General features: G+C 65.5%; 1 protein-coding gene. It reads left to right on the top strand.

Features of this window, described 5'->3' with window-relative positions; translation table 11 throughout:
• The coding region (locus tag RNC47_RS37280) for an ABC transporter substrate-binding protein (protein ID WP_311605316.1) at positions 1-400 on the top strand (400 nt) is incomplete at both ends.

Genomic DNA, 400 nt, shown 5'->3' with positions numbered 1-400 from the left:
CTTCCACGACGGCCGCCCCTTCACCGCGGACGACGTGATCTTCGCGGTGAAGAACCTCCAGAACCCGGTCCGCGCCGCCCAGTTGCGCAGTACGGCCGCCACAATCAACGGGTTCGAGAAGCGCGGCGACCACGAGCTGGTGCTCAAGCTCGCCCACCCGGTGAACAACCTCTTCGACCTCTTCGAGTTCATGATCATCACGGATGAGAGGACCGTCGAGGACGCCGTCACCGGCAAGAAGCTCATAGGCACCGGACCGTTCAAGCTGAAGAAGTGGAGCCCCGGCTCCGGGCTGAGCCTGACCCGCAACGACAGCTACTGGCTGCCGGACCGCCCCTACCTCGACGGGGTCGAACTGCGGGTGATACCCCAGGCCGACGCGCTGATCTCGTCCCTGCGC

The sequence above is a fragment of the Streptomyces millisiae genome (assembly GCF_031845425.1).
GTDB classification, from domain to species: Bacteria; Actinomycetota; Actinomycetes; order Streptomycetales; family Streptomycetaceae; genus Streptomyces; species Streptomyces millisiae.
Note: the sequence above shows the minus strand (reverse complement) of the source record. Positions and strands in the feature narration are given on the sequence as shown.